This is a genomic window from Amycolatopsis sp. NPDC059657 (genome assembly GCF_042734395.1).
Classification (GTDB): Bacteria; Actinomycetota; Actinomycetes; order Mycobacteriales; family Pseudonocardiaceae; genus Amycolatopsis.
The window spans coordinates 139811-164726 of the sequence record NZ_JBHWEB010000006.1 but is presented as its reverse complement, the minus strand read 5'-3'; the positions used below and the strand labels follow the sequence as shown (position 1 = coordinate 164726).

Genomic DNA, 24916 nt, shown 5'->3' with positions numbered 1-24916 from the left:
TATCACACCCCCGGGCCTTGGTGTCCCCTGTTGCACCCCGCGGGCACCCCGCGGAAACACCTCTTTAGACGACCAACACCGCTCCGCCGGTCAGCGCGACGGACGCGGTCGCAGCGCCGGTCCACTCGGACGAGAAGAGCAGCTTTTCCCCGTCATAGAGCGAAACCGCAGCCGAACCATGCGAACCCAGGAAACCGCCGGAGGCGGTGACCCGCAGGGTCAGCCCTGAGCCGACGACACGCGAACCTTCCTTCAGCGTCGCCTTGGCACGCAGGTCGAGCGAGCTCGACTGCAGCGATGCCTTGGCACCGAAAGAATCGAACGCGGAAGCGAGCACCTGGTACCGCTTGCCACCGGAGTGGAAGGTGACCGTGCCCAGACCGCTCGTCTTGGCGTCGGCGTGCGCCAGCACCAGTGACAGGTCGATCTTGGACCCGGCCGCCGCCGGGTACGTGCCCGCCGACTTCGAGGCGCGCAGGCTGCCCGCGACGATCGCCGCGCTGGTCTGCGAACGCTCCAGGTCGACCGACGCCGCGGCCGTGCCCGCGTAGTTGCCACCGACAGTGACCGTCACCGGCTGCGAGCCCAGCGGAAGCTGCGCCGAGCAGCTGCCCGACCCGGACGTGGCGTCGGTGCCGAGCAGCGCCAGCGGAGCCGAGCACAGCGCCTGGCCGCCCGCCGAGAAGGTGACCGTCCCGGTGCGGACATCGCCGGGGCTGGCGTCGGTGTTGTCCTGCACGGTCGCGCGGAACAGCACCGAGCTGCCGTACACCAGCGCGTCGCCGGTGTACGTGGCGACGGCGTCCTCCGGCTTCACCTGCAGCGTGAACGAGGACTTGCCGACCAGCCCGGAATCATCCTTCACAGCAACGGAAACCGGGTAGGCGCCCGGCGCCGCCGTGACGGTGCCCGAGATGGCCCACGCTCCGGCTCCGTTGTCCACAAGGGACAGCCCGGCAGGCAGGCCTGTCGCGGTCGCGGTGAGGCCGGTGGCGGGGCTGTCCGGGTCGGAAGCCGTGACCGGCAGCGAAACCGCGTCGCTGTATTGCACCGACGAGTCGGCGGGCACCGTCACCCGAGGCGAGGCCTGGATGGTGAAGTCGGCGTCGCTCAGGTCGAAGAAGACGTTGCCGACCGCCTCGATCTTGATGCGTGCCTTCGTGGTGGCCACGTCCGGGACGGTCAGCGTCTCGCCGCCGTCGTTCGGCGTGCTCTCGGCGAGCACGTGCGGGAAGGTCAAGCCGCCGTCGGTCGACAGCGAGATCTTCACGTTGGCCGCGTCGACCGGCGCCACGTTGGTGCCCGCGACGTCCCAGGTGATCGGCTGCGCCGAACCGCCGAGGTACGTGACGCCGGTGGCCTGCGAGGTCACCAGGAACGGACCGGCGGTCGACGCCAGCTTCAGCGCCGTGTCGGCGGTGCCGATGCCGCCGCCACCCGGGCGGTAGTCCCGCGCGGTCAGGCGGAAGTGCAGCGTCCGGTCCCCGGTGAACCCGACCCAGTCCGCGGTCGGCAGGAACTCGGAGTAGCAGTCCACCAGCGTGGCGGGCACCGCGGCGGGCGGTCCCGGAGCGGCCGGGCAGGCACCGGTCTTGGCGTTGGTGTTGCCCGCGGCGATCTGCGCGTAGTCGGGGAAGACACGGGTGGTCTCGCCGTTCACCGCGTTCTCGCCAGGCGAGTAGTACTTCAGCGTGTCCTCGGCGGTCACGATCGCCGCGGTGCCGAACTGGCGGAACAGCGGACCGGCCGTCTTGGTGTTGTTCACCAAGGCCGTGCCCACCGCGGCGCCGCGGTCGTTCTGCTCCCACATGTACTTGACCGTGTCGCCGTCGGCGTCGGTCGCGCCGCCGTTCAGCGCGAACGGGGTGCGGACCGGGATCGTGTACGACGGCGAGACGGTGACGACCGGCGCGTGGTTCGCGGTGTCCTCGACCTTGAATCCGGTGTTCTCCTGCGGTCCGCCGTCGACGGTCTCCCCGGCGAACCCGGAGGTGCCGGTGCCGGCGACGGTCAGCGAGGCGACGTCCACCCCGGCGAGCGCGCCGCCGAAGGTGACCTGGAAACCGGTGTCGTTGAGCACGCCGCCGCCGAAACCGGAGACGCTGACGGTCGCACCGGCGGGCCAGCCCTGGGTGCCCTCGATAGCGGCCTTGATCCCGGCCGCCGTGTAGTTCGTGCCACGCACGATCGGCGCCGAGGTCTGCCCGCCGTAGGAGAGCGTGAACGAGTCGGTGCCGTCGAACGCGGTCAGCGAGACGTTCTGCACTTCGCTGATCACCGGCCTGGTGGTAGACGTGAACGTCGAGATCTCGGTGTAGCTGCGCTGCGACCAGTACGGGTCGCTGTGCGGCTGCAGGTTGTCCTGCTGGCAGATCCCGGCGTACGCCATGATCGACGAACCACTGCCAGGCTCGTACGAGTTGGCCGCGCTGCGGTTGCCGCCCGAGCAGTTCACCTGGGTGCCGTTGAACGTGTGGTTGCCCGCGAACTGGTGACCGACCTCGTGCGCCACGTAGTCCACGGCGTAGAAGTCACCGACCGGGGTCGGCAGGCCCGTGCAGCCACGCGCCTTGCCGCTGCCACCGACCACGCCGAGCCCGGCGACACCGCCGCCGTTCACGCCGAGCCCGATGTGCCCGACGTCGTACGCGCCCGCGCCGACCAGCTGTCCCAGCACGATCTGGTTCCGGTTCAGCAGACTGCCCGTGCAGCCCGCGATCTGCGCGGTCGTGTAGCAGGCCGCCGCGCCGCACGGACCGTTCGGCCCGGTGGCCTGTTCGGTCGTGTTCAGGTTGGTCTTGTCGGTGTCGTTGATGAGCAGCAGCCGGATGGCCGTCTCGTCCTCGTAGATCTGCGCGACCCGGTTGACCAGCGTGACCTTGGCGGCGGTCACGTTCTCCGCGCCGAAGTAGGTGGCGTACGACGGGTCGGTCACCAGCGCCAGCCGGTAGGTGCGCAGCTTGACGATCGGACCGGCGTCGGCGGGCAGGATGTCCTGGACGAGTTCTTCGACCTCGTCGTGTTCGACGAGCGGCCCGGCCGGGTTGGCGAGATCGTGGCCGTAGTAGCTCGCGTACAGGCTCTGGTCGCGCTTGTAGTACGGGTCGACGAACCAGGAACCCTTGGCCGAGCGCACCGAGGCGTGGAACCCCAGCGGCGTCAGGTCGGCGCGGACGGTCGCGGTCGGGTCGTCGATGCCCTTACCCGAGTAGGTCTTGATCTCCGGGTGCTTGGCGGCGAGGCCGCTCTCCATCACCGGCGCGTCCACCAGCGAGAACCGCTGGACCGTGCCCTCCGGCGTCGGCAGCAGCACCTCTTCGGCGGCCTGAGGAGCGACTCGCTGCAGCTCCGAGGCCATCATCGGCCGGTCGAGGGTGAACCCGGCGAACCGTTCGGTCCTGATCTCGGGTTCCTTGGCCTGCTTGGCCGACCGCGCGGCGGCGCCCGGCTCGACCTTGGTCCACGGACTGGCCGGACCGGCCGGAGCCGCGGAGCCCGCGGTGGGCATCAACGCGACCACGAGGCCGGCGACCGCCAGCGCGGCGATGGTTCTGCCACGCGACAACGAGGATCTTCCCAACGTCACAATCTCCTCACACAACGCCCAGCGATGGGCAGCGGGATCTCCCTGAACCCGGTACTCCCCACGGAACCGGGTGAAGTTCCCATCCTCGCCACAAACCGGGCGCACCAGAACAGACGAAAGTAGGCCGGGTACCCCTGCTTTCGCCCAGCTCAAGGCTCGTGAGTGGTACGGCCGGTTCTAACCGGCCGTACCACTCACGACCCTTGAGCTGCTGAAACGATCAGCCGAGATCGTCGAGCTTGCGGTGCAGCACGGCGCGTTCCCGCTCGTTGCCGCAGAGCCGGATGGCGGCTTCGAGCTCTGCGCGGGCCTCGTCGACACGGCCAAGGCGGGTCAGCAGCTCGCCCCGCACGGTCGGCAGTAGATGCGTGTTCGGCAACGCCTCGGCGGCCACGAGCTTGTCCACCAACGGCAACGCGGCCTCGGGCCCGCTCGCCATCGAAACCGCCACCGCCCTGTTCAGCTCGACCACGGGCGACGGCACGAGCTTCCCCAACGCCTCGTACAGGAGCACCACGCGCTCCCAGTTCGTCTCGTCCACCGAAGGCGCGATGGCGTGGCACTCGGCGATCGCGGCCTGCAAGCCATGCGCGCCAAGGCCCCGGCCCGCCTTCTCGGCGCGGGCAAGCGCCGCACGGCCACGCAGGATCGCGGCGCGATCCCAGCGGCTACGGTCCTGCTGATCGAGCAGAACCGGCTCCCCATCAGGGCCGGTACGGGCCGGAAACCGCGCGGCGGTCAGTTCGAGCAGCGCGAGCAGGCCGTGTACCTCGGGTTCGTCCGGGACCAAACGAGCGAGCACCCGCGCGAGCCGCTGTGCCTCCCCGGCGAGGTCGAAGCGGATCAGGTCGTCGCCGGAACTGGCCGACGAACCTTCCGTGAAGATCACATAGATCGCGCTGAGCACCGACCCGAGCCGCTCGGCGCGCTGCTCGGCCGACGGGACCTCGAACGCCACCCCTGCCGCGCCGAGTGCCTTTTTCGCGCGGGTGATCCTCGCCTGCACGGTCGCGGTCGGCACGAGGAACGCCTTCGCGATCTCGTCGCTGGTCAGACCGCCGACCACGCGCAAGGTCAGCGCCACCCTGGCCTCGCGGGACAGCACGGGGTGACACGAAATGAACATCAGCGCGAGGACGTCGTCGTCGATCTGGTCCGGGTCCCAGCGGACGTCGTCGGCCGGATCGTCGGGCACGCTGGTCATGAGGGCACCGCCCTCGCCCAGGTCATGGGCGAGGGCGGTGTACCGCTCATCGAGAGCGGAGCGCCTGCGGAACGCGTCGATCGCGCGGCGCTTGCCGACGGTGAGCAGCCAGGCCGCCGGTTTGCGTGGCACGCCTTCGCGTGGCCAGGTCACGAGTGCTTCGGCCAGCGCCTCCTGGGCGATGTCCTCCGCCAGCGCGAAATCGCCGGTGTAGCGCGCGAGCGCGCCGACGATCCGCGCCGACTCGATCCGCCAGATGGCGGCGACGGCCTCACGGCCGGTCGGATCGGCCACCGCGTCCTCCCCAGTTCAGAGCTGGCCGGTGGCCTCTCGCCACGCCCGCTCCTTCCGAATCCATTCGTTGTCCTGCGGGAACTCGTCGATCGAGGTGATCCGCCTGATCTCCGCCTTGCTTCCCGCACCCGCCATCGGGGCCCGCTTCGCCCACTCGACGGCCTCCTCCTTCGACGACACGTTGATCACCCAGAAGCCGCCGAAGAGTTCCTTGGTCTCACCGTACGGGCCGTCGGTGACCACCGGCGTCTCACCCGAGTAGTCGACGACGACCGTGTTGGCGGGGTCCTCGAACCCCTCGGCCGAGACCAGCACACCGGCCCTGATCATCTCGTCGTTGAACTTCCCCATCGCGTTCATGATCTCGGTGAAGTCGACGTTCTGGAACTCTTTGAACGTCTCGTCCGTGGCCCGCATGATCAGCATGTACTTCATGGTCGTGTCTCCCTGATGTGTCCGGACCCCGTTCTGCCGGGACCCTCTCACCCCAAGGTCGAACGGGCAACGCCACGGATCGACACCCCCGCGAAATTTTTCCGAACGGGCCTATCATCGGCGGCTCTGGGGGTTACGGGATGCATCGTTTCATCGCTTCGACCAGGGTGGTCACCAGCTTCGGCTACTTCTTGACCATCCCCTTGCTCGGCTCGATCGCACTGCAGGCAGGCGCCATGACACCTGCCGAGGTCGGGCTGCTGATCGCCGTCCACACGCTGTGCCGCCGCACGTTCGCCGTGCCGGTCGGGCTGCTCTGCGACCGCTGGGCGCCGGAGCGGGTGCTGGTCGCCGGGCTGCTGCTGGAGGCCGCCGGTTACCTGGTGCTGACCTCGTCGATGTCGTTCCCATTGTGGCTGGTCGCGCTGACCGTCGACGGCATCGGCGGGCTCGCCTACAACGCGGGCAGCAAGGTCGTGCTCGCCGACGCGGCGACCGCGTCGGCCTTCGCCGGGTTCTACGTCGCCACGAACGTCGGCGCCTTCCTCGGTCCGCTGGTCGCCGCCGGGCTTTCCGCCGCGGGAGCGCCGCGGGCGGTGTTCGCGATCTCGGCGGTGCTCTACGTCGCCAGCGCGGTGGCCGCGGTCGTGCGGTTCCGCCGGGTGAGACGACCGTCCACGAAGGTCACGTCGCTCTGGCGGCAGGCACTCGCCCCGCTGGCCGACCGGGGCTTCGCCGGGTACTGCCTGCTGACCGTCCCGCTGTGGTTCGGCATGTCGCTGCTCGTCGCCGCACTGCCGCTGGAAGCCGCGAGCCGTGGCCTCGGTTATCTCGAGGTCGGTTTGATCAACGCGCTCAACGCGCTCGCGGTGGTGCTGCTCGGCAAGCGCGTCGGCCGCCGGACCGACGGGCACACACTCCCCCAGCGCGCGGGCACGCTCGCCTGCTCCGCGCTTCTCATGGCTGTTGGTTGCGCGCTGTGTATCGGCTCGGCGTATTGGTCGTTATACACCGCGATGGTGCTGCTCACCGGCGGTGAGCTCGCGCTGTTCGCGGCCGCCGAGGTGATCGCCGTGCAGCTCGCGCCCGCCGGGTCGACCGGGGTATACCTTGGCTACATGACCACCGCGTGGGCCATCGGCGGCGCGGCGGCGGGCTTGTTCGCCGGTGCGTCGCTCGACGGTTCGGCGGCAGGCCGACTGGGGTTCTGGCTGACGGCGTCGATCGTCCTTTGCGCCGACGCGGCCGGGTATGTGCTGCTGCGGCGCCGGATCGCGCCGCGTCAGCTCGTGGCTTGAGGGGGCGGTAGTGCATCTGCTGATGGTCGGCGCCTGGCCGGAGCTGGCGAACCGGCTCGTCGGGCTTCCGGCGCGGGTTTCGTTGCTGCAGCCGGTCCCTGACGGCCGCGAGGCCGACTGGGTCTACCGGTATGTGCACGTCGACTACACCGATGTCGCGGCGGCCGCCGACGCGGCGGCCCGGATCCACGCCGTCGATCCGGTCGACGTCGTGGTCGGCGTGCGGCATTACGCCTTGCCCGCGCTGGCGGCGATCGCGACGGCGCTCGGCGTGCGGTCCGTGCCGGGACCGGTGAGTTCGCTCGCCGTCGACAAGGCCGGTGTACGCGAGCTGCTCGCCGCGACCGCGACACGGCCGGTCCGATTCCAGCTCTGCGCGAGCGAAAGCTCCGTACTGGACTTCGCGCGGGAACTCGGCTTTCAGGCCGTGGTCAAACCGCCGATCGGCGTGGCGAAGGCGGGTGTGCACGTCATCGACGGCCCGGCCGACGTTCCGGCGGCTTGGCGGCACGCCTCGGCCGCGGCGCGCGGGCCGGTGCTCGTCGAGGAACGGCTGCGCGGCCCCGAATTCAGCGTCGAGGTGCGCTCGGTGGACGGTCACCACGAGGTCGTCGCGGTGACCGAAAAGGACTGCTCCGGACCGCCGCATTTCATCGAACTCGGTCACACGGTCCCGGCCAGGATCGACACGAGCACGCTCGAAACCGAGGCAATCCGCGCCGTTGACGCGATCGGTCACCGGACCGGGCCGTCGCACGTCGAGTTCGTCCTCACCGGCGACGGCCCGGCGGTCACCGAGATCAACCGGCGCATGGGCGGCGACCGGATCTTCGAACTGCTCGTGCTCGCGACCGGCCGCGACCCCATGCGCGAGACGTTGCTCGACGCGCTCGGCGAACCACACGAGCATCGGGAAATCCCCAGGCGTGGCGCGGCGATCCGGTTTCTCGCCGCGCCGTTCACCGGACCGGCGCCCGCGCTACCCGACGATCTCGTTCTCCCGCCCGAGATCGTCCGCGTGCACTATTCTCCGCAGCCCGGCGCGACGATCGGCCCGCCGACGACGAACGACGAGCGGATCGGGTACGTCCTCGCGGTCGCCGACAACGCGGAAAAAGCCGCGCACGCAGCGGAAATCGCACGTTCCGAACTGCTCGACCGGCTTGTCAAGGTGGCGGATCCGCCACCTTGACCCCTGCGAGTGACCGCTGCCACAGTCAGACTAAACCGGTCTAGATCTGGGGAGTGAATCATGACGACGATCCAGCAGCTCACCGAAGAACGCCGCAGCAGCAAGGAAACCGCCATCTGCACCGGCGTGTTCCAGGTCGGCGAGCGGACCGTGGCACGGGTCCGCCTCACCACCGGCTCCGAGGTCACCGTCTACCTGCCGCTCGGCTCCGAGGTTCCCGAGATCTCCGCCGAGGTCGAGATCGAACCGCAGCGCACCACCGGCGACCACCACCCGGCCAGGACCGCGTTCGCCTGCGGTGACCACCACCCGGCGAAAGTCGATATCGCGGCGAAGGTCACCGCGGCCTGACCCGCCCGATGACGGCCAAACGCACGGTTTCACTGGTCACGCTGGGCTGCGGGCGCAACGAGGTCGACTCCGAAGAACTGGCGGGCAGGCTGGACGCCGCGGGCTGGCAGCTCGCGCCCGCGGGGTCCGAGGCCGACGTCGTGGTCGTGAACACCTGCGGTTTCATCGAAGCCGCGAAGAAGGAGTCGATCGACACGGTGCTCGCGGCCTCCGGCTCGGGCGCGAAGGTGGTCGCGGTCGGCTGCATGGCCGAGCGCTACGGCGCCGAACTCGCCGCCGCGCTGCCGGAAGCCAACGCGGTGCTCTCGTTCGACGACTATCCCGAAATCGGTGAGCGGCTCGAAGATGTCCTCAAAGGACACACACGGACCGCCCACACGCCAAGGGATCGCCGTTCGCTCCTGCCGATCACCCCGGTCAAGCGCCAAGCCGCGCAGACGGCGCACGTCCCCGGCCACGGCGGCGAGACCAAGGGCCCGGCGAGCGGACCGCGGGTGCTCCGGCACCGGCTCGGCGGCGGCCCGATCGCCCCGGTGAAGCTGGCTTCGGGATGCGACCGGCGCTGCACTTTCTGCGCCATCCCGGCGTTCCGCGGCGCGTTCACCTCACGTCAGCCGGACGACATCGTCGCGGAAACCGAGTGGCTCGCCGGGCACGGCGTCCGCGAGGTGATCCTCGTCAGCGAGAACACCACGTCCTACGGCAAGGACCTCGGCGACCTCGGCGCGCTCGAGAAGCTGCTCCCCCGGCTGGCGGGCGTCGTCGACCGGATCAGGGTCAGCTACCTCCAGCCGGCGGAACTCCGGCCGCCCCTGATCGAAGCACTGGCCGGAACACCTGGTGTGGCACCGTATTTCGACCTCTCGTTCCAGCACGCCAGCGGAACGGTACTCCGCCGGATGCGCCGGTTCGGTGATCGTGAACGGTTCCTCGACCTGCTGTCCCGGATCCGCGATCTGGCGCCGGAGGCGGGCATCCGCTCCAACTTCATCGTCGGCTTCCCCGGCGAGACCGACGAGGAGTTCGCGGAACTCGAGCGCTTCGTCAGCGAGGCGCGTCTTGACGCGATCGGCGTCTTCGGCTACTCGGACGAAGAAGGCACCGAAGCGGCCGGTTTCGCGGGCAAACTCGACGCGTCGGTCATCTCCGAACGCTCGACCAGGCTCGCACTCCTCGCCGACGAGATCTCGTCCCAGCGCGCCGAAGACCGCCACGGCTCACTCGTCGAGGTGATCGTCGGCCAGGACGGCGCCGGCTGGGCGGCGCACCAGGCCCCGGACGTCGACGGAACGGTGACCATCACCGGCCCGAAGCACGCCATGGGCGACCTGGTGACGGCGAAAGTCGTGAGCTCCCAAGGCGTCGACCTCACGGCCGACCCGATCTAGTCGTGAGCGTTGCCGACGGCCACTTGGGTGCCTCGTCGAGGCGGTTTCGAGTGAGGGCCTCCTTCACCAAGTTCGGGTTGGTGAGGGAGGCCCTCACTCGCCGGGGCTTGGTGTGCACGGTCGAACGCACGAACGCCACGTTTGCAACGCTGGGCGACATGAGTCCTTTGCGGACATTCGCTCGGATGATCCGCGCCATCCGAGAAGGTTGATCTTTGCGAAACCCGAGTTCGGGCCACTGGATAGCCTGAACTCGGGTTTCGCGTCGGTTATCGGGTGGGCGTGAAGCGAGGGGACCTTTCGGTGCGTAGTACGCACTCGGGGGCACCCTCGCTTCACGATGGGGTCTGGCGGGTTCCGCGAGTGGTAGTTCTGCCTCTGTTGAGGGGAAAGCCGAACATGGCGTACTCCCAGGGCAGCTGAGTGAGGGCCTCCCTCACCCAAGCCGTGGAGTGCACGAGCACGCCACATTTGCCCTTCCCCTCAATAACCAGAGCAGAGTTACCACTCGCCCATACTGAACGAGGGGTTCCCCGCTCCGCTCGATGCAGCAGAGGAACCCCTCTCCCGCAACCGCCACGTTATTCGGGCCAGGGGTTGGACTTGATGATGTCGACGAAATTCGTGCGGGTGAAGGTCGGGTCGAAGTGGGCCAGTACGTCGTCGTTCATCGTGCCGAAGGTCGTGTCGGGGCGGTGTGCCATGCCGTCGTGGAACGCGCGGAGTATCCGGTTCTTGAAGTCGGGGCGCGGGTGGGCCGCGACGACCTCCGCGCGCCGGTCTTCGGGGATTTCGCCGAGGTCGAGGCCGAGCACGTCGGTTTCCACACCCAGCGTCACCACGGCCACCTCGGGTGCCAGGTGGTGAGGGATCTCCGGGGTCGTGTGGAGCGCGACGGCGAGCCAGACGTTGCGAGCGTCCACTTCGGACCGGCCGTGCTCGAGCAGGAAATCGCGTGCCGCCTCCGCGCCGTCGAGCTCGAAACGGCGCTCTTTGGAGCCGTACTCGGCCGTGAGACCGAGGTCGTGGAACAGGCCGCCCACGTAAGCCAGTTCCGGGTCGACGGCCAAGCCGCGCGCCGCCGCTTTCAAGGATCCCCATAGGAAAACCCGGCGTGAATGGTGGAACAGCGTGTCGTCGGCGACTCGCCGGACCAGCGCTGTCGCCGCACGCGCGAGTTCCGTGTCGGGTATCGCGACTCCCGCGATGATTTCGGGCACCACAAGCCTCCGTTACGGTCAAGATGGATCACTTCCAGTCTTGACGAACGCCGCGGGTGCGCCCACCGCGAAAACCGACGAGCTGCCCACAGATGCGGACACTCACCTCGCGTCGGTGGTCTTGAAGCGGGCCCGGTAGTCGCTGGGTGACGTGCCGAACCGCGCCACGAAGACGCGTCGCATGGTTTCCGAGCTGCCGAACCCGGCCGAGCGTGCCGTCTCCGCCACCCCGTGGCCCGCGTCGAGCAGTGCCTTCGCGTGATCCAGCCGCACCTGCTCCACATACCTCGCGGGGGTGGTGTCCAGCTCGCCGGCGAACATTCTCGCGAGGTGGCGTGCGCTGACCCCCGCGCGGGACGCCATCGTGCGCGCGCTGTGATCGAGCGCGGGCTGCGCCGAGACCAGGTCGACGATGGAACGCAGCGTCGGCGTCCGCGGCGCCCGTAGCCGCAGCGGCGCGGAGAACTGCGACTGCCCGCCTGGGCGTTGCATGAACATCACCAGGCCGCGCGCCACCGTCCGCGCGAGTTCGGCGCCGTGGTCCTGTTCGACGAGTGCGAGCGCGAGGTCCATTCCCGCCGAGACTCCCGCGGAGGTGAAGACGTCGCCGTCCCGCACGAAAAGCGCGTCCGGCTGCACCTCGATGTCCGGATAGGACCGTGCGAGCAGTGACGCGTGCCGCCAGTGCGTGGTGGCGCGGCGACCGGTCAGCACCCCGGCCGCCGCGAGCGCGAACGAACCGGTGCAGATCGACACCAGCCTGCGGGCACGGGGCCGCAGCTCGCCGATCGCGGCGATCAGTTCGGCGGGCAACGGATGAGTGGCCAGCCTGTCCCCGCCCGCGACGATCACCGTGTCCGGATCGGGGAAGTCGCCCGGCGTGCCGTCGACCGGCAGCCGGATGCCCACCGACGTCGTCACGGGCTCCCCGCTGGGCGACAGGTACCCGATCGAGTACCCGGCGCCGGACAGGTTGGCCTCCGCGAACACCTCGGCGGGCCCGGTCACGTCGAGCATCTTCACCCCGTCGAACACGACGAAGACGACGCTCCGGCCGGCTGCCATGCGTCAAGGATGGCAGAAATCGTGGAATGGGCCCGGTGGCGCCCCGGCCAGGCGCCACCGGGTGTCGAGCGTCAGGGCGTGCGCGGATCCCCGTACCCGAACGCCGAGTCGGCGACGCCACCGCTGTTGGAATTACGCAGGTAGAAGTACGCGTTCGACGGCCGGTAGATGCCGATGGTCGACGGTCCGCGGCCGTTCCAATGACCGGAAACGGGCACGACCGCCTCGTTGGGATTGCCGTAGCCGAAGGTCACGTCGGCGACCCCGCTGGTGTTGCTGTCACGCAGGTAGAAGTTCGCGTTGCCGAGGTTGTAGAGCCCGACGGTCGTCCTGCCGTCGCCGTTCCAGTCGCCGGTCACCGGCACCCACGAGGGTGACGGATCCCCGAAGCCGACGTCGACGGTGACCGTGCTGTTCGGGTCGGTGCTCGCGCGCTCGTAGAACATCGAGGTCGCCGGGTTGTAGACACCGACGCTCGTGCGGCCGGTTCCGGTCCAGTCGCCGGTGATGGGGATCCAGCCGGGATCGCCGTAGACGAACGTCGTGGTCGTCGCGTTGGCGGGATCGGTCGACGAGCGCAGATAGAACGTCGCTGTCGCGGGGTTGTAGACGCCGACACTGGTCCGGCCAGTGCCGTTCCAGTCGCCGACGATCGGGATCCAGCCGTGGTCACCGTAACCGAACGTCACGTCGGCGACGCCGCCGGAGTTGCTGTTGCGCAGGTAGAAGGTATTGCCGCGGTGGATTCCGACGGTGGTGGTGCCATTGCCGTCCCAGTCGCCGGTGAACTCTTCGATGTGGACCCGCACCGGCGGCGGCCCGCCGCCGACGACGCCGAACGGCCGGACGATGATGATCGGCCCGTTCCAGTTGCCGGGAGCGTGCCAGTCGACGAACCGCACGCTGCCCGCGCCGCCGCCTTCATTCCCGCCGACGGTCTGCACGTAGCCATCGCCGCGGACCCCGGTGACGATGTTGACGTGCGCGGCCCAGCCGGCGCCGTCGTACTGGTACACGATCGCGTCACCGACGTGCGGCTGGTTGGTGATCGTGCCGCGTGCCCGCCCATAGCTGACGAAACTGGCCGCCGCCGCGGTGATCCCGTTCGCGTCGACCCCGGCCTGCCGCCAGACCCAGCCGGCGAAGTCGGCGCACCACTCCCCCGAGTGACACGGCCAGGGATTGCCACCGCATCCCTTGCCTAGCTGGGCACGGGCGACGTTCGCGATGTCCGCACCCGTGGCGGCCTGCGCGGGCAGGGCTGCCACGGTCAGCGATCCCGCGATCATCGTCAGCGCGCCTGCCACCGCCAGCCCGATTCTGGCCAATCGTCTTGAGGTGCCATTCATTCGAATTCCTCCTGACAAACCACATCCCGGTCGCCGGAGAACGTAGGCACGGGCTCTGGGGAACCCTCCCCATGAGTGCCTGTTCGACTGTCGAAGACCCTGCTCATCCTTGAAGAAGTGGAGCACGATGAGGATCACAGCCAGAGTCTCGGCGGCGGGAGCGTCCATCGCCGCGCTGGTCTTCGTGGCCGGTGTGCTGAACGCGCCGGGCCAAGCGAGTGGCGCGGCGGCCGATCCGGCCAACGCGTGTTCGAACCCGGTGCTGGCGGAGAACATGGCGGGCTGGGGCCACCTGGACGGTGGCGCGACCTCCCGGCGCGCCGAGATATCCGGTCACCCCGTGGCGAAATGGGCGTTCAGCCCTCGCGGCCTGCGGTTCTTCATGCCGGAGTTGCGGGTCGCGCCCGGCCAGACCTGGACGGTCAGCGCCGACGACAAGCTGGTGTCCGGCTCCCCCACCAACGGCTCGGCTCGCATGGTCGTCGAGTGGTACAACGCCGCGAACCGGTACATCGGCGAGTCACCGGGACCGGTGGTCACCGTGCCGCTGACGAAGCACGGCGACTGGACGTGGACCCGGATCGCGGCGACCGTCACGGTGCCGCCCAACGCGAAGTCGGCGCATGTGCTGCAGGTGCTCAACTTCGGCCAGGCGAACGTCATCCCGGTCTACGCCACCGCGTGCGACTACCGCCTCGGCGGCACGTCCACCACGCCGACCACGCCACCGTCGAGTGATCAGGCCGCGGTGCGCTACCACTGGGGAACGCCGAACCCCGCCGAGTCGGACGAGTTCAACGGCACCTCGGTCGACCTGGCCAAATGGGGCCTGTTCGGCGCGAGCCCCGGCGACGCGACCGGCTGTTCGCCCGGTTTCGACGGCCACGGGCGACGCTGCGGGAGCCAGACCACCGAAGGCGGCGGCCGGCTCTCGGTGACCGGCACCGCGGACGGCGTGACCGGCGGCCTCTACAGCAACCACGGCGGGTTCAAGTACGGCAGGGTCGAAGTACGGGAACGTGCGCTTCCCTTGGCGGACAACGGCGGCGCGCCCTATCACGCCGTTCCGTTGCTGTTCCCCGTTTCCGCGGACTACAGCCAGGCGGAGATCGACTTCGCCGAACGTGACGTGGCGGATCCGGCGGTGGAACTGTTCGTGCACCACGACGGCACCCAGGACCAGTGCTCGCTCACGATCGACTCGACCGAGTTCCACAACTACGCGATCGACTGGGCACCGCACTCGGTCACCTGGTACGTCGACGGCGAGCGGATCTGCACGGTGAACGCGTCGATCGACTACTTCGACACCTCCAACGGCGGCGCCCAGATGGACATGTTCCCGGAGACCGGGACGCTGATGCGCCCGGCCCGTGAAGACGTCGACTGGATCCGGATGTATCCCACCGCGGACACCCAGTACAGCTAGGTCCTATCTCGGCGGGAACCACGCGGTGGCGAGCTGGGCGGCGAGTTCACAGCGCCGCTCAGCGGGTTCGGTGCCGGTCACGTGGACGTACACGACCTCGTTCCACCCGTCACCGAACTCTCTGACGTAGACGAAATTCATGTAGACCTTGACGCCGCAGGACTTTCCGTCATCGTCTTCGGTGTCCTGGACGGTCGCGTGCCCCGCGACCGCCTTCATGGTGGCATCACCCGCTTTGAACGCGGTGCGGCGGAGAAAAACCAGCCGCAGCAAGGATGAATCGACCTTACTGCGCCACTCGCAGGACCAGTGAGCGAATCCGGGAGTGGAGCGGGCGATGTCGAATCCGGCCGGCATGGTGAGCGCCGAAGGATTCTGCAGCTTGCACGCGTCCGTCGTGATGAGCGAGAGCGGGTCGTCGGCCTTGCCGCGCACCGGAACCGGGCCCTTGTCCAGCGTCCGGGTCACGGAGCCGGTCACCGCGTCGGCCATCCCGCAGAGATCGGCGAACTTCGTGCCTGCTTTGGGGAACGCGTGGATCCTGATCTCGTATCCGCCCGGCAACAGCACACTCCGGACGCAGGTGCGCTCACCGGCTTTGCTCCGCACGACGCTGTACCTGCCATGGTTCTCCGCCTGAGGCCGGACACTCTCGCTCATCTCCGCGTACAGGAACTGGACCTGCACGTCGACCTCGTCGCCGCCGTCCCATTTCGTGATCACGTCGCATTGATTGAAGCTGTCGACGTCGCTCACCAGGTTGATCGAGCCGGGTCTTTTCCCGGCTTTCGTGAGCAGGTCCCAGATCGGCTCGCTGTCGATCATCGGGCACGGGTCGACCAGCCGCGGATCACCGATGAGCGGCCCGTCCTGGCTGGTCGTCAAAGGAGGACCCGACGAGAAGACCAGCCAGGCCGTGGTCGCCACGACCACCACCAGCACCCCGCCGGCGACGAGCCCGCGGCGCACTGTCCGGCGTGACCGGTAGGCCCGGCGGGTCGGCGTCATCCCGGCGACCTCGGCCAGCAGCCGATGCGCCTCCGCCGCCGTCGGCCGTTTCGCGGGGTCGACCTCGAGCAACCGGGCGAGCACCGGCCCCAGCGGCCCGCTCGGCACCGCGATCTGGCCTGCCGCGGCCCGGCGCAGCCGCACGAAGGCGTTGTCGTCCTTCCCGCCGACCGGCGATTTTCCTTCGACCGCAGTGAAAAGCGCGGCACCCAGCGAGAAGACGTCCGACGCCATGGTCGGATCAGCTCCGTTGGCGACCTCCGGTGCCACGTAACCGGGTGTGCCCGCGATCAGCGCGGACCCGGTGATCGTCTCCGCACCGGCCAGGAACCGCGAGATGCCGAAGTCGGCGAGCTTCGCCTCGTCCTCGTTCGGCATCAGGATGTTCGCGGGCTTGATGTCGCGGTGCAGGATGCCCTTGGCGTGCACGGCCGCGAGCGCGTCGGCGATCTGCGCGCCCAGTTTCGCGGCGAGCAGCGGCGGCAGGACACCGCGGTCCGCCATGCTGCGGGCGGCGACGTACTCCAGCACCAGCCAGCATTCGTGGTCGGCGTCGACCACGTCGTGCAGCGTCACCACGTTGCGGTGGTTCAGCTGGGCGAGCAACCGCGCTTCCCTGCGCAGCTGCCGCACCCGCTCGGCGTACTCGTCCATGTCACCCGAAACGGACCGCTTGAGCGCCACCGATCTGCCCAGCTGCTCATCGGTGGCCAGCCACACCACACCGTTCGAGCCCGACCCGATCTCCTCCTCCAACCGATACCGGTCACCGACGACTTCGCCCGCTCGCACATTGCCCTCCACCGCGGTGTTCCAGGTCATCCGTCGCAGATCAGCGAACTCAGGTCGGGCGGCACCAGCGTCCCGCTTTCGAGCAGTTCGCGAATCAGGTTGTGGTTCACCATGTTGCCCACCGGCTCACCGACCTCTTCCTTGGTGAGACCGGCGATTCCGGCCCGGCTCAGCCGTTTCCGGACGGCGCCGACGAGATGCTCGACCTTCTTCTGCGTCCAGCAGGCCTCCGGCCACATGTCACTCAAATGCTGTGCGGCCTGCCGCCACGACAACGGGCTCGGGCAGGGTTCATGGAGCAGATAGCGCTGACTCAGCACTACCAGCGCCAGCCGTTCGGCGGACGTCAGCGCCCACGTACCGGGCGGCTGCGTCGTGCAGGTGTGCTCGGCACGCGGCGGCTCGTCGGAGCGCACGTGCACCTCGACCAGATGCTCCCGTCCGCCGGAACCACGCACGAAGACCGGGGTGTAGCCAGCCGCCAGCGGGAACGACTCATCCTGCTTGAACAGCAGCCGTGAACCGGGAAGCCGCAACGGCACTCGCCCCAGCGAGCTGATCCACCAGCAGCTCCCGTGATAGGTCAGCACCCCCTGCCGCCTGCTGATCCGCCGATCGTCCTCGCCGACGCAGACGTGCACCTCAGGCCGGTTGCGGCCGAACAGGACCGAGCGGCCCTCCTTCGGGCCGACGGCGATGCCCCCGCTCACCGTCAGCACATGCAGCACGCCCCGGACATCGCCGTCCCGCACCCCACGGGCCAGGCTCTGGTGGGTGGCAGGCAGCAACCGGTCCTCCGGCGCCACGACGCCCTTTCGCATGCCTACCCCCGCGCTCCGCACCGGCAAGTCCGCCACAGCCTGCCAGCGAGTGCCCGGGACCCTTCCCGAACTCGACGGCCAAAACCGGTGGCGCGGGTGCGCGACAATGGTGGCGATGTCTAGTCGACTGGCGTTCGGGGTGACGGCCGGACCTGGGTTGAGCTGCTGGCTCCCCGCGTCCGGCAGCCGTGCCGTGCCCAAATCCGCCGACGACCGGTCCGGCGTGCCGGGCTCGCCCGTCGCCGTCGGCCCCGCTGACGCCGAACCCGATGCCGTACGGGAAGCGACGCGACGGCTTGGCCTGCTCGTGCGCGACGGGAGCGAGACGGCCGCGGGCGCGGGTGTCGATCTCGGGGGTGGGTTCACGTCGGCGCGGCTGGCGGGCGCGCCCGGGGATCGGCGTGACGCGGTGCTCGCCGCGCTGCGATTCCTCGGCGCAGAGGGGGCACCGCGCCTGGGTGACCGGGCGGCCGTGCTGGTGGCATTGTTCGGGCCGTCGGCGACCAAGCGCGTCGGCGCCGCCGCGCACATCGCGGTCGCCGAGCGGCGTTGGGCCGCGCTGCAGCTGGCCTCGGCTGCGTCGGATCTGCTCGGGCCGGAGCAGTTGGAGCGGGTACTCGAACTCCGTGCCCCGGACGGGCTCGACCCGTTCCCGCACGGCGCGGCGTCCACAGTGGCCGGTCATCTGGCGCGGGCGCTGGCGGGGTATCCACGGCCGCGGCGGCTGACACTCATCCTGAGCCTGTGGGACGACGTGTGCGGGCGGCTGGTCGAGCAGCGGCTCAGGGAACGCCGGGCCACGACCCAGACGCGGAGCGATCGGATCGAGAAGCTTCGCGCACGCCACCGTGCGCACTTCGACGAGGCGATCATGCAACGGCTGACCTGGTCGGTCGAGGGCGAGCCGACGCTGGTCGACGCGGCTCGCTGGCTGCCACCCAAGTGGTGGAGGGCGCACGAGATCGGCAGGCTGCTGCACGACGCCATCGCGGCCACCGCGCTGCTGCGGTTCGCCAAGACCCTCTACGACGAGGGCCTCGCGGCCGCCACGGAGAAGCATCGCGGCGAGTTGCTCGCGGCCGAAGCCTGTCTCACCGAGGAGGAGCGGGCCAAGGCCGCGCGCCGCGTCGATGGCGGCTACGGTCACCCGGCGCGGCCGGGATGCTATGTCCACCAAGTGGTTCAAGTGCTGAGTCCAAAGAGGACGATCACCGCGAAGACCGAGACCTATGTGAAGACCCGCACCGCCATGGCTCGCAACTACGGCGTGGTCGTGCTCGACGCCGTGTCCGTGCTGCTCGCCGAACACCCCGACGAGCCGCTGCACAACTGCTGGGACACCTGCCGTCCGTGGCGGGAACAGCAGCTGCCGAAGTGGCGTGCCGCTGCGGGGTTCTCGCGGCCACCGGAAGGCTGGGAACAGCCTCCGCTGAACGACGCGCACGCCGATGGCCCGAAGCGGACGCTGGCGCAGCGGATCGCCGCGAGCCAGTCCGATCCGGCGTCGGTGGAGACACCGCACGATCTGCTCTGGTTCGCCGACCTCGCCGACGCGCTGGCACCCTTCCACGGCACCGAGCACGCCACGGTGCGGCACGAGCGGCCCTCACCGGAGGTCGACTACAAGACGCCGCCTGCCGAGCCGGGAACCGACTCGGTGCCACTCGCGGCCGCCGGGGTCGCGCAGCTGGTCATGTTCGGCGCGACACCGCCGCCCCGCTGCGGCGGCTGGGCCGAACTGTCCGCCGGAGTCAGCGCGGACGCGGTGATCGCCGAGGCCAGCGTCGGCGCCTTCACACTCCCTTCCGAAGTGTCCACTATGGACAAGCAGGTCGTCGGCGGCACCGAACTGGCCGTGGAACTGGGCCGCGAGCCGAGGCAGCTGGCCGAATGGTCCGGCTACATGGGCAACTGCATCGGCGAGTCGTGGTACGCCGACCAGGCGCGGCGAGGCCACTGCGTGCTGATGGCGCTGCGCGATCCCGCCGACGGCCGCATCGTCGCCAACCTCGACATCCGGCGCCACACCGGCGGCTGGCACGTCTACGAGTTGCGCGCGCGGTTCAACGACGATGTCGCCGAGGGGCTGGAAGACCACATCAAGCAGTGGGTGGACGGCATCCCCGCGCCCGCGCCGCCCGCGGCCGAGCCACTGGTGCCCGTGCCGCCGGTGCGAAGCGGCGCGGCCCGCCGGCCCGCGGCGGAGCGCCTGTCCCCCGAACTCACCGCCGCGTTGACCACGGCGGTGACGCGGGAGCTGGCCTCGGCGCAGGCCGTGGCCGCGCGCCGCGCTTATGTCACGCTGGCGCGTGGCTTCGGACGGCCAGGGCACCCCGCCGACTTCGAACCGGACGCGGCGGTGATCGCGTTGAAACGCACGGGCCAGGCCGAGCACGCCGACCTGCTTCGCTCGGCCGTCGAGGCCGTGCCGGTGCTGTGGCGGGCGACGCGCGTCCGGCCGCTCGCCACCGCCGTGGGCAAGCTCGATCCAGGCCTGCGCACCTACGACCGGCTCGCGGCACTCACCTGCGGCTCGCCACTGCCGCGAACACTGCGCGCGCTCGTCCGCCGCCCGGAGATCGCTCCGGCCTACGCCATGGACACGGTGGCCCGCGCGGTCCGCGTGGCCATGGGCGAACTGATCGGCGACGCCACGCTGGCCCGGTCGGTCGCCCAGCGGCCCTCGACCGAACTGGTGTGCGCGCTGGCGATCGCGGCCACCTGCACGCCCGAGTTCACAACAGAGCAGGTCACCGAGCCGAAGAAGGTCACCATTCCAGGCTTTCCCGCCAGCGACCTGACCGACGAGCACGGGCCTTGGCAGCGCGCCCTGCCCGCGGCGGCCGAACTCGGCGCGCCCATCGAGCTGTTCTGGGAGCGCATCGCCGAGCACGGCCTGCTCGTCCCGGCAGCACTGCTGGGCAAGGGCGGCTGGCCCGCGCTTTGGCGCCGCGCACACCGCTGACTCAGCCGCACAGCGCCGAGTCGATCACCTGGGTCCTGGACGTCGTGCCTTCGGTCTGGACGAACGCCGCAACCCATGCCGCGCACACCGGGAATGGGGACCGTGGTGCGCATCCGCGCGAGAGTCGCGGGCGACATGAGCCCCACCTGATGCGTTACCGCACCTGAGCGAAGGCGCCGTAAGCCCCACTGCCATTTGTGCACGTGTTCCTGGATTCTTCCCACGGCCTCACCCAAGGCCCGAACTTATCGCCATCGTAATAGCAAAGGAGAACGACGCGATGGAAGGCGTTCGTATACGGCGGCGTGCACCTTGACCAGCCTTCGCCGTTGCCTTCGTCGGGATCCCATTCCACGTAGCCGGCGGTGCAGCTGTCGGCCGCGATGTCCTGGGTAGCGGATGCGGCCGGGGCGGCCGCGCAAAGGATGGTCACGCCGGCCGCCACCAAGGCGGAAAGCGAGCGGACCCGGCTCTTGGGCATTCGTCATTTCCTTCGGCTGTCAGACACAACGGCGAGATTCCACTGGAGTTTGCTGAGCCGGATCGCGCACGGCAACACCTTTCAGACAGGCTTGAAAGGTGTTGACAGCCCTTAGAGCCTGTCTATGACCAGCTTCGCCAGCGCCGGTGTCAGGAAATCGGCGGCACGCAGAATGCGTGCGACAGTTCACTGGTTGCTGTTACATCAGCGGTCGATGTACTGTTCCGGCTGTGCTGACGTGTGAAACCCGTGGTGCCGCCTTGGCCAGGCTCGGCCGTGCCCTCGCGGACCCGACCCGCTGCAAGATCCTGGTCGCGCTGCTCGACGGTGTGAGCTACCCCGGTCAGCTGGCCGAGCAGCTCGGCTTGAGCCGCTCGAATGTGTCCAACCACCTGGCCTGCTTGCGCGGCTGCGGCCTGGTCGTGGCCACCTACGAAGGCCGCCAGGTCCGCTACGCCCTCGCCGATTCCCATCTCGCCCGCGCGCTGCGGGAGCTCGTGCAGGTCGTGCTCGCGGTCGACACCGACGAACCCTGCCTCGACGCCGCCGCCGGCACCAGGACGCTCCGATGAGCGACCACATCGAACTCCCGCTGACGGTGAGCGACGGGTGCTGTGCGGCGCCCAGCGCCCCGTCCCCGGACCGGCGTGCGGTCCTCTCGCGCCGGGTGCGGCTGTTCGTCGCGGCGACCATCACCTACAACATCGTCGAAGCGATCGTCGCGCTCACCGCCGGCACGATCGCCTCGTCCACCGCACTGGTCGGCTTCGGCCTGGACTCGGTCATCGAAGTCGCTTCCGCGACCGCGGTCGCCTGGCAGTTCTCCGGTAAGGACCCCGAAGCCCGCGAACGAACAGCGCTGAAGGTCATCGCCGTGTCGTTCTTCGCGCTCGCGGCCTACGTCACCGTCGAATCCGTGCGGACCCTCTTCGGCACCGGCCAGGCCGAGCACTCGACGGTCGGGATCATCCTCGCCGCCGTCTCGCTCGTCGTGATGCCGTTCCTGTCCTACGCCCAGCGCCGCGCGGGCCGCGAACTCGGCTCCGCCAGCGCGGTCGCCGATTCCAAGCAGACGTTGCTCTGCACCTACCTGTCGGGAGTCCTGCTCGTCGGGCTGCTGCTCAACAGCCTCTTCGGCTGGTACTGGGCGGACCCGCTCGTCGCGCTCGTCATCGCCGCCGTCGCCGTCAAGGAAGGCCGCGAAGCCTGGCGCGGCGACCACTGCTGCTGAGCGCTCGCTGCTGCTCGCCTGGATCGTGCTGGCCGTCGCTCTCGTGGTCGTTCGGCCACGAGGCGACTTCAGGCTGACGCCCGGCTAACGGCTGACTTCTCCCACGCCCGTCAAACGGGAAGCTCTCGGCTAAGCTGGGGTACGAACCCGCCGCTCGGCCCACCCGACCAGCCCTGGCCTGCCCACCTCGCCAGGTCAAGGTGCCGGTCCTGGCGAAACTCCTGTCTCTGGCTCGCAGACGTCGATTGGCCTACGCCTCCGACGCGCCTGCCCAGCTCCGCCCGCACGTCACAGCCGGTTCTGGCCGGGTCCGACCCACCCCACAGGAGATTCTCCATCAGTGTCCCCGTCGTTCTGCCGCCCGCCGTCAGCGCCCCTCGTTCGCTCACCGATGTGTACGGTCCGGGCATCGCCCTCTGCGCGCGGCCGGAGCTGGCCGCCGCCGAACCGGTCAGCAGGCATCGCCACACCCGCGACGTGGTCTCCGCGCGGCCGATCGCCGTCGCCGCCGACCTGCCGGTGATCTGCAGTGCCGGTGGCACGGACCCGGATTTGCTGGCACACCTGCGTGACAGCGGCCTGCCGGTCGGTACCGACTTGCGCGAGTTCCGCAGCGAGACGCACTTCGCCGCACGCGTCACCGAAGCGATGTCCGACGGTCTGCTGCTGTCGATGGAGTACCCGCAGCCGAGCACGCTGTGCCCGGACGAGCGCTCGCTCAAAAGCGCGCAACTCGTCGGCTACTTGAACAACAAGGCCAGTATCACCACGCTGGTCGATCCGCGCTTCCAAGCGCACCGCAGCCTCGTGACCCGCGGGCAGCTCGCGGAGGCGGCACCCACGGAGAAGTCGTGGGTGCTCAAGGCCGCGACCAACGACGCGCACGGCGGCAGCCTCGATGTGTACCTGCACCAGGCCGACGAGCCGATCACGCTGCCTGCGTTCACCGATGTGCTCGACGAGTTCGTCGTCGAGGAGTATCTGCGGATCCTGCGCAACTGGGGCCTGCAGTTCTACGTGGCCGCGGACGCACGGGCTCGCCTGCTGGCGGTGACCGAACAACGCGTCGACGCGACCGGGGTCTACGCCGGCGGCGTGTTCGGCGCGGTCACCACGCCTCCCGCCGAGCTGCTCGCCGAATGCCTGGCGATCACCCAGCGCGCCGCCGATGTCGGTTACCGCGGGCTGTGCAGCCTGGACTGCGCCCAAACCCTGGACGGCCAGCAGGTCGTGCTCGACCTGAATTTCCGGATCACCAGCGGCTCGATCCCGTTGCTGGCGATCCAGTCCGTCCGCCCCGATGCCCTTGACCGCCCCGCCGAGTCCGTGAAGCTGACGGTCGCGGGCGCGCTCACCGACCTGCTCACCGAGCTACGCCCGGCGTTGGCCGCCGGTGGTCTGCTCATCGTGGCCGGTCATGACACCGGCCACACGGACAGTCCGGTCAGGCAAAGCACCTTGCAGCTGCTCGTCTTCGGGGACGACCCCGACGAGGTGACCGCCCGACGCTCTGCGCTGGAACAGAAAACCGCCCGCCTGCGGTAGTTTCGTCGAGATCGCACACAAAGGATCACAGGCCGCCGTGGGCCGTGCTGGTGGCCCAGACGGCACCGCCGGGGTACGTGGCGTCGTAGCCGAGCAGGCCGAGCAGTTTGCGGCAGATCGCGATCCCTTGCGCGTCGGTCGGTTCGGTGCAGTACGTGGTGCCGCCCGCGGTGAACGCGACCGGTTTGCCCGCGATCGGCTTTCCGGTCGCCGTGTCGGTGAGCGTGGCACGCGCGGCGCCGAGCAGCGGGGGCACCGCGGTGATCTTGCTGGGCCTCGCGACCGGCGGGCTGGTCCGCAGCGCGGCGCCGACGTCGACCGTGCCGGTGTCCGCGGCGGGCACGGCGGTCCAGACGTACTGCACCCCGGAATCCGGGTTGCCACGGTAGTTGCGGCAGGTCGAGGCCGGGCTGCTGACATCGCGCGCCGGGTCGGTGACGTAACCGCCGAACGGGGCGAAGATCGCGTCCGGCCAGCACAGGTACTTGACGCTGTCGGGCAGCGACGTCGCGGTGTCCACACCGGACAGTGCGACGGCGAGTGTGCTGGCCTTGTCCGCGACGATCAGGTCCCCGGCGCGGTCGGTCACGGTCTGTTCGACGCCCACCGTCGGATCGAAGGGGTCGTACGCGACGTCCCTGACGCGAGGCTGGCTGACCGCGCCGTCGTCCCCGGCGGGAGCCGTGTCCCACAGGTACTGGACGCGGAACCGGTGTTTGACGGTGTTCGTGTCGGTGATCTTCGTGTGCACCGACACCCGCGAGTTCGCCGCGGTGTCCCCGGTGACCGAGATATTCAGCCTGATCGAGAGCTTGTCCGTCGGACTCCAGCCGATCGTGGACGTGGCGCCGTCGACGTTCAGGTAGGAGTAGTGGTTGTCCAGCGAGACTTCGCCGCTGTGGGTCAGCATCTGCCCCTGGACGTAGTCGACCTTGTCGGTCTCGTCCCGCACCACCAGGTAGCTCGTGCCCGGCGTTCCCGCGCCGTACAGCACGTCGAGCCCGGCACCCGCCGGATGACGAGGCCCGGTGGCGACGGTGAACTGCCCGGCGCCGGGCTGCCCCGTCCCGCCTCGCTTCTGGTAGACCTGGAAGATCCCGTTGCCGAAGGCGCTCGCCGCCAACGCCTCCGCCGCGACCCCGGCTTTGAGATCAGGGACGGACGGCCGGTCCTTGGTGGCTTCCGCGACCTGGGGACTCAGCACCACCGCCACCACAACCACGGGCAGCAGCCGCTTCGCTCGCTTCATCAGTCAGTCTCCT

Annotated in this window: 19 protein-coding genes; 9 read left to right on the top strand and 10 right to left on the bottom strand. The window is 69.5% G+C overall.

Translation table 11 applies throughout. The features are described 5' to 3' along the window. Positions 1–64: 64 nt before the first annotated feature. From ACFV15_RS05665 to ACFV15_RS05655, 3 genes are all read right to left on the bottom strand, one after another. Positions 65–3565 carry a M12 family metallo-peptidase gene (locus tag ACFV15_RS05665; RefSeq protein ID WP_378348955.1) on the bottom strand — a complete coding sequence of 1167 codons (3501 nt, stop codon included), beginning with the start codon at positions 3563–3565 and terminating at the stop codon, positions 65–67. Positions 3566–3806: 241 nt separating this feature from the next. Beyond that, entirely contained in the window at positions 3807–5084 is a 1278-nt protein-coding gene (locus ACFV15_RS05660) for an RNA polymerase sigma factor (protein ID WP_378348954.1), read from the bottom strand. Positions 5085–5099: 15 nt separating this feature from the next. Continuing rightward, positions 5100–5519 carry a YciI family protein gene (locus tag ACFV15_RS05655; RefSeq protein WP_378348953.1) on the bottom strand — a complete coding sequence of 140 codons (420 nt, stop codon included), beginning with the start codon at positions 5517–5519 and terminating at the stop codon, positions 5100–5102. 140 nt (positions 5520–5659) lie between these two features. Between ACFV15_RS05655 and ACFV15_RS05650 the strand changes: the two genes are divergently transcribed. From ACFV15_RS05650 to rimO, 4 genes are read left to right on the top strand one after another with little or no spacing between them, the layout of a single operon-like run. Next, positions 5660–6817 carry an MFS transporter gene (locus tag ACFV15_RS05650; RefSeq protein WP_378348952.1) on the top strand — a complete coding sequence of 386 codons (1158 nt, stop codon included), beginning with the start codon at positions 5660–5662 and terminating at the stop codon, positions 6815–6817. Between the two features lie 10 nt (positions 6818–6827). Continuing rightward, positions 6828–8009 (top strand): ATP-grasp domain-containing protein, encoded by a 1182-nt coding sequence (locus ACFV15_RS05645; RefSeq protein ID WP_378348951.1) that lies wholly within the window; start codon positions 6828–6830, stop codon positions 8007–8009. A gap of 60 nt (positions 8010–8069) precedes the next feature. Continuing rightward, the gene (locus ACFV15_RS05640) at positions 8070–8360 is read left to right on the top strand and encodes a hypothetical protein (RefSeq protein WP_378348950.1); all 291 of its coding nucleotides are present in this window, start codon (positions 8070–8072) and stop codon (positions 8358–8360) included. 8 nt (positions 8361–8368) lie between these two features. Beyond that, the gene (gene rimO / locus ACFV15_RS05635; RefSeq protein ID WP_378348949.1) at positions 8369–9748 is read left to right on the top strand and encodes a 30S ribosomal protein S12 methylthiotransferase RimO; all 1380 of its coding nucleotides are present in this window, start codon (positions 8369–8371) and stop codon (positions 9746–9748) included. Positions 9749–10329: 581 nt separating this feature from the next. Here rimO and ACFV15_RS05630 read toward each other — a convergent pair. The 3 genes from ACFV15_RS05630 to ACFV15_RS05620 all read right to left on the bottom strand — a co-directional run bounded on the left by ACFV15_RS05630 (position 10330) and on the right by ACFV15_RS05620 (position 13382). After that, positions 10330–10968 (bottom strand): HD domain-containing protein, encoded by a 639-nt coding sequence (locus ACFV15_RS05630; protein ID WP_378348948.1) that lies wholly within the window; start codon positions 10966–10968, stop codon positions 10330–10332. A 102-nt stretch (positions 10969–11070) separates the two neighbouring features. Next, positions 11071–12033, bottom strand: a complete 963-nt coding sequence (locus tag ACFV15_RS05625) for a GlxA family transcriptional regulator (RefSeq protein WP_378348947.1) — start codon at positions 12031–12033, stop codon at positions 11071–11073. A gap of 71 nt (positions 12034–12104) precedes the next feature. Next, positions 12105–13382, bottom strand: coding sequence for a CHAP domain-containing protein (locus tag ACFV15_RS05620; RefSeq protein ID WP_378348946.1), 1278 nt, complete (start codon positions 13380–13382; stop codon positions 12105–12107). Positions 13383–13509: 127 nt separating this feature from the next. Between ACFV15_RS05620 and ACFV15_RS05615 the strand changes: the two genes are divergently transcribed. Next, positions 13510–14811, top strand: coding sequence for a glycoside hydrolase family 16 protein (locus tag ACFV15_RS05615; RefSeq protein ID WP_378348945.1), 1302 nt, complete (start codon positions 13510–13512; stop codon positions 14809–14811). A gap of 3 nt (positions 14812–14814) precedes the next feature. On the opposite strand, the gene ACFV15_RS05610 is transcribed toward ACFV15_RS05615, so the two are convergent. Beyond that, entirely contained in the window at positions 14815–16641 is a 1827-nt protein-coding gene (locus ACFV15_RS05610) for a serine/threonine-protein kinase (RefSeq protein ID WP_378348944.1), read from the bottom strand. After that, complete coding sequence (locus tag ACFV15_RS05605) at positions 16638–17432, bottom strand: FHA domain-containing protein (protein WP_378348943.1); 795 nt, start codon at positions 17430–17432, stop codon at positions 16638–16640. The genes ACFV15_RS05610 and ACFV15_RS05605 overlap by 4 nt, the downstream gene beginning before the upstream one ends. A 115-nt stretch (positions 17433–17547) precedes the next feature. On the opposite strand from ACFV15_RS05605, the gene ACFV15_RS05600 reads away from it, so the two are divergent. Beyond that, on the top strand, positions 17548–20397 hold the full coding sequence (locus ACFV15_RS05600) for a hypothetical protein (protein WP_378348942.1): 2850 nt from the start codon (positions 17548–17550) through the stop codon (positions 20395–20397). Between the two features lie 154 nt (positions 20398–20551). Here the strand turns inward: ACFV15_RS05600 and ACFV15_RS05595 are convergent, their stop codons facing one another. Continuing rightward, on the bottom strand, positions 20552–20878 hold the full coding sequence (locus ACFV15_RS05595; protein WP_378348941.1) for a hypothetical protein: 327 nt from the start codon (positions 20876–20878) through the stop codon (positions 20552–20554). 230 nt (positions 20879–21108) lie between these two features. Between ACFV15_RS05595 and ACFV15_RS05590 the strand changes: the two genes are divergently transcribed. The 3 genes from ACFV15_RS05590 to ACFV15_RS05580 all read left to right on the top strand — a co-directional run bounded on the left by ACFV15_RS05590 (position 21109) and on the right by ACFV15_RS05580 (position 23654). Further along, on the top strand, positions 21109–21450 hold the full coding sequence (locus tag ACFV15_RS05590; protein ID WP_378348940.1) for an ArsR/SmtB family transcription factor: 342 nt from the start codon (positions 21109–21111) through the stop codon (positions 21448–21450). Then, the gene (locus tag ACFV15_RS05585) at positions 21447–22109 is read left to right on the top strand and encodes a cation transporter (RefSeq protein ID WP_378348939.1); all 663 of its coding nucleotides are present in this window, start codon (positions 21447–21449) and stop codon (positions 22107–22109) included. Before ACFV15_RS05590 ends, ACFV15_RS05585 begins: the two co-directional genes overlap by 4 nt. Positions 22110–22502: 393 nt before the next feature. Continuing rightward, a complete protein-coding gene (locus ACFV15_RS05580) occupies positions 22503–23654 on the top strand; it encodes a hypothetical protein (protein ID WP_378348938.1) in 1152 nt (383 codons plus the stop codon). A gap of 25 nt (positions 23655–23679) precedes the next feature. Here the strand turns inward: ACFV15_RS05580 and ACFV15_RS05575 are convergent, their stop codons facing one another. Beyond that, on the bottom strand, positions 23680–24903 hold the full coding sequence (locus tag ACFV15_RS05575) for a hypothetical protein (RefSeq protein WP_378348937.1): 1224 nt from the start codon (positions 24901–24903) through the stop codon (positions 23680–23682). Between the last annotated feature and the right edge of the window lie 13 nt (positions 24904–24916).